The 7,204-nt window shown below is 47.4% G+C and carries 8 protein-coding genes; all 8 read left to right on the top strand.

Going from position 1 to position 7,204, the window contains the following annotated elements; genetic code table 11:
* The coding region (locus tag KH813_RS05550) for a phospho-N-acetylmuramoyl-pentapeptide-transferase (RefSeq protein ID WP_303994302.1) at positions 1 to 438 on the top strand (438 nt) is incomplete at its 5' end.
* Positions 439 to 474: 36 nt separating this feature from the next.
* Entirely contained in the window at positions 475 to 1,830 is a 1,356-nt protein-coding gene (gene murD, locus KH813_RS05545) for a UDP-N-acetylmuramoyl-L-alanine--D-glutamate ligase (RefSeq protein WP_303994299.1), read from the top strand.
* A complete protein-coding gene (gene murG, locus KH813_RS05540; protein ID WP_303994296.1) occupies positions 1,830 to 2,933 on the top strand; it encodes an undecaprenyldiphospho-muramoylpentapeptide beta-N-acetylglucosaminyltransferase in 1,104 nt (367 codons plus the stop codon). The genes murD and murG overlap by 1 nt, the downstream gene beginning before the upstream one ends.
* 4 nt (positions 2,934 to 2,937) lie before the next feature.
* Positions 2,938 to 4,335 carry a UDP-N-acetylmuramate--L-alanine ligase gene (gene murC, locus KH813_RS05535; protein WP_303994294.1) on the top strand — a complete coding sequence of 466 codons (1,398 nt, stop codon included), beginning with the start codon at positions 2,938 to 2,940 and terminating at the stop codon, positions 4,333 to 4,335.
* Positions 4,313 to 5,254 (top strand): D-alanine--D-alanine ligase, encoded by a 942-nt coding sequence (locus KH813_RS05530; protein WP_303994290.1) that lies wholly within the window; start codon positions 4,313 to 4,315, stop codon positions 5,252 to 5,254. Before murC ends, KH813_RS05530 begins: the two co-directional genes overlap by 23 nt.
* 4 nt (positions 5,255 to 5,258) lie before the next feature.
* Positions 5,259 to 6,119: a cell division protein FtsQ/DivIB gene (locus KH813_RS05525; protein ID WP_303994287.1), complete on the top strand. Its 861-nt coding sequence runs from the start codon at positions 5,259 to 5,261 to the stop codon at positions 6,117 to 6,119.
* Between the two features lie 7 nt (positions 6,120 to 6,126).
* Positions 6,127 to 6,810, top strand: coding sequence for a DUF881 domain-containing protein (locus KH813_RS05520; RefSeq protein ID WP_075938825.1), 684 nt, complete (start codon positions 6,127 to 6,129; stop codon positions 6,808 to 6,810).
* The gene (locus tag KH813_RS05515; protein WP_303994283.1) at positions 6,807 to 7,160 is read left to right on the top strand and encodes a small basic family protein; all 354 of its coding nucleotides are present in this window, start codon (positions 6,807 to 6,809) and stop codon (positions 7,158 to 7,160) included. The genes KH813_RS05520 and KH813_RS05515 overlap by 4 nt, the downstream gene beginning before the upstream one ends.
* The last annotated feature ends 44 nt before the right edge of the window (positions 7,161 to 7,204 follow it).

Below are 7,204 nucleotides of genomic sequence, written 5' to 3'. Positions count from 1 at the left end.
GGCTTGGCTGCCGGTATCAGCGCACTCGTAGCGGCTGCATTTGTTTGGTTGAGCCTCAGTGCACGCGATTTAGAATTGGCGCAATTTTCCGCCGCGTTGGCCGGTGTTTGCTTAGGATTTTTGGCATTTAACTACCATCCTGCAAAAGTATTTATGGGGGATACAGGGTCATTGGCATTGGGTGCCGCGTTTGCGGGACTGGCTTTGGTCACTCGGACAGAGCTGCTTTTAGTGATCATCGGCGGTGTATTCGTAATGGAGGCCGTATCGGTTATTTTACAGGTGGCATCATTTAAAACTACGGGCCGCCGCCTGTTTCGCATGAGTCCTTTGCATCATCATTTTGAACTGGGAGGCTGGTCGGAAGTAAAGGTGGTTCATACTTTTTGGCTGGCGGCGTTGCTTTGTGTCGGCGTCGGTATTTCTTTAACAATCTAGAGTGAATGAGCGAAAAAAATTGAAGCGGTGATGAGCATGAAGTATACGAACGCAAAAATCTTAGTGATCGGTGCCGGAATCAGCGGCATCGGAGCAGCGCGGGCGCTTGCTAAAGCCGGCGCGAATGTAATCCTTTCGGATGTCAAGGATTTGTCGGCAGAAAAAACGGCAGCATTAACGGCGCTGGGGATTGAATGTGTTTTTGGTGCGCAAAAGTCAAGTCTTTTAGCAGGGGTCGACCAAGTTATATTGTCACCGGGAATTGCACCGACGATTCCTTTGGCAGCAGCCGCAACGGAAGCAGGCATTCCGGTTGTTTCTGAAATTGAAGTCGCTTATGAACTCTCGCAAGCACCGATCTATGCGATTACCGGTACGAACGGAAAGACGACGACAACCACTCTGTTGGGGGATATGGTTGCGGCTGGCGGACTTAAAAATGTGGTCGGAGGAAACATCGGTAAAGCGCTTTCTGAGCAAGTCAGCGAACTTTCTCCGGATGGCATCGTGGTGGCTGAAGTATCGAGCTTTCAATTGGAAACGATTGATCACTTCCGTCCTCATATGGCGGCGATTTTGAATATCACACCGGATCATTTTGAACGTCATGGGGATATGGATTCTTACGTACAGGCGAAAGCACGTATTTTTGAAAACCAGACAACAGATGATGTGTTGATTTTAAATGCGCAGGATCCGTATTGCCGCACATTTGCCGATAAGGCGCAAAGCCATATTCTTTGGGTTTCTACAGCAGAGAAGGTAGAAACAGGGGCCTATGTAGAAGATAATGTATTGTATTTAAATCCGGAAGGAACGCCGGAAGTATTGTTGAGTGCCGATGAACTTTTGTTGAAAGGTGAGTATAATTGGTTAAATATTCTTACCGCGGCACTCATGGCGCAGCATGCAGGCGTACCACTGTCCGTAATTCGGGGCGTCTTACGTGTATTTAAAGGCTTGCCGCATCGCGTAGAAAATGTAGCTACACAGGAAGGAATCGCTTATTATAACGATTCCAAAGCAACAAACACGGATGCCACAATAAAAGCGTTGCAAAGTTTTAGCCAACCGCTCGTGTGGATTGCCGGAGGTTATGATAAAGGAACGGATTTGACACTATTGATGCAGTCTGCCCGGAAATGCAAAGGCATCGTTTTCTTAGGGAATAGTAAAGAGCGTTTCTCTATTGCTGCTCAAAAAGAAGGAATTGCCAATATTGAACTTGCCGATGACTTAGCGCAGGCAGTCAAAAAAGCGCAGAAGTTGGCACAAAAAAATAATGCGACGGTGGTGCTTTTCTCTCCGGCCGCATCGAGCTATGATCAGTATCAGAATTATCAGGAACGTGGGCGTGACTTTTGTCGCTTAGTAGCGGAGTTGGAGAATTAATGAAGCGACGAGTAATTATTTCCGGCGGCGGTACCGGCGGGCACATTTATCCCGCACTGACGATTGCGGATGCGATTCGCCAAGTAACCGATGTGGAATTCTTATATGTCGGTAGTGAAAATGGCTTAGAAACGGAACTGGTTCCCAAAGCGAATATTCCGTTTATAAGTTTGCGACTGCACGGATTTGAGCGCCGACTGACCCCCAAAAACGGAAAAACGGCCTGGGAAGCGTTACAAAGTGTAGCGAAAGCAAGGTCTATCTTGCGAGACTTTCATCCGGATATTGTGATCGGTACCGGTGGGTATGTCTGCGGTCCTATGCTATTGGCTGCGGCTTTGAGCGGTGACCCGACACTGATTCAGGAACAGAATGTGGTGCCGGGGATAACGAATCGCATGCTGTCCAAAGTGGTTCGTAAAATTGCGCTTGGCTATGAAGAAGCCGCGGCACAATTCCATCAACCTAAAAAAATTGTGGTGACAGGAAATCCTGTGCGTCGGGAAATTTTGGCGGCGCAACGTGAAGTCAGCAGAAATCGATTGGGCTTGCCCGAAGATGCATTTGTGCTGCTTGCTGCCGGAGGAAGTCGTGGCGCGCGCGTGATTAATCAAGCGATGCAGGAAGTTCTCACACGTTACCAAACCAATACAGAGATAGTAGTGATGCATGTCACCGGTGAGCAGGAGTATGAAAGATTTATGCAGGGATTCACGTTGACCGACGAAAAGCATAAGCATTTGCGGGTGTATCCTTATTTACATACGATGCCGGATGCGCTGGCAGCGGCTGATTTGGTGGTGTATCGCGCCGGCGCGGTGGGATTGGCGGAACTTACGGCACTCGGCCGGCCGGCTATTCTGGTGCCGTATCCGTATGCGGCTGCGGATCATCAACGACGTAACGCAGCGGTGCTGGCGGAAAAAGGTGCAGCGGTGGTCATCGAAAATGAAGATTTGACCGGTGCGTTGTTATATGAGACGATAGAATCGTTGCGGCAAAACCGAACACGTTTGGAATCGATGGCGTCTGCCAGTCGCTCCTTAGGCAAACCGCAAGCGGCGGAAGATATTGCAAAGTTAGCTCTTTCGATGATGGGATAAAATAATGAATTTGGATCAATATAAAAAATTTCATTTTGTAGGGATCGGCGGCGTGGGAATGCGCGCTCTGACCTACATTTTATTACAACGAGGTTACATGGTTACCGGCTCCGATCAGGAGGACGATGCTGTGTTTGCAAAGTTTCGCGATCACGGAGCGGTGATTTATCTTGGTCATGATGCCTCTCATGTGGATGGTGCGGACGTAGTCGTTGTTTCTACTGCCATTCGTCCCGACAATCCGGAAGTGGTAGCGGCCAAAGAAAAAGGCATCCCTGTCGTGCATCGATCGGATGTTTTAGCAGCTATTCTAAATGACGGTTGTGGCATTGCTGTCGCCGGTGCACATGGTAAAACGACAACCACATCCATGCTGGGTCAGGTCTTTGAAGAAGCCGGTGCGGATCCGACCATTGTTATCGGCGGGGAAGTGGATTATTTAAAAGGGAACTCAAAAGCCGGTAAAGGTTCACATGTTATTGCCGAAGCCGATGAAAGTGACGGGTCATTTTTAAAACTTCGACCGGCCTTTGCGGTAGTTACCAATATCGAAGATGATCACTTGGATTACTACGGCTCGATGGAAAAGCTGGAAAACGCTTTTGTGGAATTCATTCATTCTCTGGATGAAAAACAGGGCCAAGCCATTTTGTGTATAGAAAATAAAATCATTTGCAAGTTGTTACCGCAAGTCAAGTGTCCCTATGTTACTTACGGATTCTCTCCGGAGGCAACCTACTCGGCCACTGATTTAGCATATGTTGACGGTTGCCTGCACTTTACCTTGATCAAAGAACAACAACGTTTAGGGCAGGTGACGCTGCAGGTTCCGGGCAAATATAATGTGCTTAATGCATTGGCAACAATTGCCACAGCTCTTGCTGCCGGGTTATCGTTGCCGGATGTCATTGCAGCATTGGGACACTTTACCGGTACAAAACGACGCTTCCAAACATTATATCGAAGCACTGATTACTGGTTGGTTACCGACTATGCGCATCATCCGACAGAAATTAAAGCGACGCTTGCCGCCGCTAAAGAAATTGGTGTTAAGCGAGTGATTTGTGTATTTCAGCCACACCGTTATTCACGTACGGATTTATTGCGAAATGAATTTGCACAAGCATTTCATGATGCCGATCTGGTGATTTTTACGGATATTTATGCCGCCGGTGAAGATCCGAGAAATAATGTCGACGGAACTTTGCTGCCGAATATGGTAGAAGCCGCCGGGGACGAAGTGCGTTACGTACATGATATAACAACGATTCCGGAATACTTGGACACTATTCGTAAACCCGGAGATCTCATTATTATGATGGGAGCGGGTAATATCAATGAATGCAGTTACCTGGTTAAACAAAGGTGGGAACAACAGGATGAAGCTGTGGGACAAAACTAAAGATATCTTGGTAGTTATGGGGGGGCCGTCTACGGAAGCGGAAGTTTCCCGACGTACAGGTGCTGCGATTGCACAGGCGTTGATAGAAGGCGGGTACAAAGTAACCACGCTTGAATTTAATCCGCGAACTTTTTTAAACGATGTGCAAGAAGTACAACCGCAGGTCGTTTTTAATGCGTTGCATGGCAAGTACGGGGAAGATGGAGCCATTCAGAATGTCTTAGAAATGCTTGGTATTCCCTATACCGGTTCGGGCCCCTTGGCCAGTGCTTTGACAATGGATAAAGTTATCAGTAAACGCCTTTTTGTCCAGGCGGGCCTGCCGACAGCGCCCTTTTCCATTTATCGCCAGGAAGAAGAAATGGAAATGATTGTAGCGGACATTTTGGAACGTTTTACTTTGCCGGTTGTGATTAAGGCTGCCAACCAAGGATCAACAATCGGAGTCAGCGTGATTCACGAGGCAAGCGAAGTTGCGCGTGCGGTGCAGGATGCATTTAAGTATGATCCGTGGATTCTTGTAGAAGGATATTTAGCCGGCGATGAATTTACCGCTTCCGTCCTCAGCGGAGAAGCGCTACCTGTCATTCAAATCGTACCGCATTCGGGTATATATGATTACGCATCGAAGTATACGGCGGGAGCGACGGACTATTTAGTACCGGCGCCGATTGATAATTCATTGAAGGTACAATTACAAGAATTGGCACAGCAAACGTATCGTCTGATGAATTGTGAAGGGGTCGCGCGTGTCGATTTTATGACGGATGACAAAGGGAATCCGTTTATTTTGGAAGTGAACACCGTGCCCGGTATGACGGTCACCAGCTTAGTGCCGAAGGCAGCTGCAGCTGTAGGGATGGACTTTTTGGCGCTTTGCGAAGCTATTTTAAGCACCGCCGGGTGCAAAAAACTGTAATCCGATGGTACAGAATATTGATTTTGAAACATTTCGTCGTCGGCAACGCGGTGAGGAAACACCTGCCGCCTCGCCACAACGAAATGATGTGGAAGGACTGCCGGAATCGCCGCGCAGACGTCGGCGCAAAAAACTAAAGTCGCAACCGCGGAATGAAAAGCCTTTTTATAAAAAACGCGGAACATATGCTTGGGCGGCGGGTCTCATTGTCGGCTTTTTGTTGCTGCTGGCGCTGGCACCGATTTCGTTTGGCAGTGTTGAAGTAGAAGGGTTGCAAGTTCTTTCGCGTGATGAGGTTTTTCGTGTCGCGAGAATCGAACGTCCTATCAACGTCGTACAACTCGCGACGGCCGATATTTCCCGCCGGTTGAATGGTGATTTGCGAATCGCCTCTGCTAAAGTGGAACGGAAATTTCCCGCAACCATTCGGATTCAGATTGAAGAGCGACGTCCGATTGCCGTCGTTGCGACGGAATTTGGTTTTGCAGTTTTTGATAAAACAGGCTTAGTTATTGCCGAAGGACCGACTATTGCACAGACGGATGTTCCTTTTATTACGGGCAAAAAACTGGGCAATGTCTTACTAGGTGATACAGTTACCGACGATGCTTTACGAAAAGCATTAGGGTATTTATCGCATCTTTCGAGTAAAGGCGGCGAACAAATCTCAGAAATTAATATCGGTGACGCGGCACAATTAATTGCGTATACGCGTGATGACATACCGATTCATTTGGGCGCAGTAGAAAATGCAGCTGAGCAGGCACCTTTATCCGAAAATATGTTGAAAGATATTCGATTGCGAAACTTGGCAGTCGATTACGTGGACGCCAATGTAGGTGCGCCCTATATCAAATTGAAATGAGGCGGCAATGAAATCAAAAACGGCTGCGTTGCTTGCGGTCAGCATTATTTTAGGGATGATGCTGTCATTGCAGTATAAAAGCAACAAAGAAATGCAGGCGACGACAATGAATATGCGTGCGGAAGACTTGTACCAGCAACTGATGCAGGTCGAACAGGAAAAGAAGGATTTGGCGAAGGAATTGCAAGCATTGCAGGCGGAAAACTTGACATCAGACGCTACACAGGAAAGAAATGAATTAAAATTCAGAGCCGGTCTGACTGCGGTGGAAGGATCGGGTGTAGTGATCACGATTGAAGACAGCAAGCAGCCGCTTAAAATGGGTGAAAATCAAAATCTTTACGTCGTGCATGATGAAGATATTTTGAAAGTTATCAACGAATTACGCGCGGCCGGCGCCGAAGCCATTGCGGTAAACGAGCAACGTTTGATCGGCACGAGTGAAATTCGTTGTGCCGGTCCCACGGTTACTGTAAATGGCAAAATGTTTAGCACACCGTTTCAAGTCAAAGCCATTGGAGATCCGAAATTATTGCGATCCGCACTTGAGTTTCGAGGAGGAGTGGTCGATACCTTGAAGTATTGGGGAATCAATGTGTCTATTGAGCCCCGTGATAATCTGCAAATCAATCCGTATACAGGACCGAGTAAGCAAGAATATGCAAAAGCAATACCGGGGGTGCCAAAATGATAGTAGCCTTAATGTTGTGCGGCCTGTTCCTCGGGATTGTGATAGGGATGTGGTTCCCCTGGGCGATCTCCATTTCCTATGATCCATTCCTTTCGGTAGCGATTATGGCTTGTTTGGACAGCGTGTTCGGCGGTTTGCGTTCATATATGGAAGGGAAATATGATCACACGATTTTTTTCAGCGGTTTTTTTGTTAACGCATTAGTGGCAATGCTATTTGTTTTTATCGGGAGTCGATTGGGCATTGATATTTATTACGTGGCACTGTTGAGTTTCGGTTTGCGTATTTTTGATAATACGGCGGCCATTCGGAGAATTTGGCTGGATGAAAGAAAAACCGGCGTCAGATAAGTAGCGTTTTCCGGTTAAATAGTGTAAAATAATTCAAAGAGTTT

It is taken from the genome of Negativicoccus succinicivorans (assembly GCF_018373335.1).
Classification (GTDB): Bacteria; Bacillota; Negativicutes; order Veillonellales; family Negativicoccaceae; genus Negativicoccus; species Negativicoccus succinicivorans_A.
The sequence above is the reverse complement of the archived record's forward strand: the minus strand, read 5'-3'. Positions and strand labels throughout refer to the sequence as shown.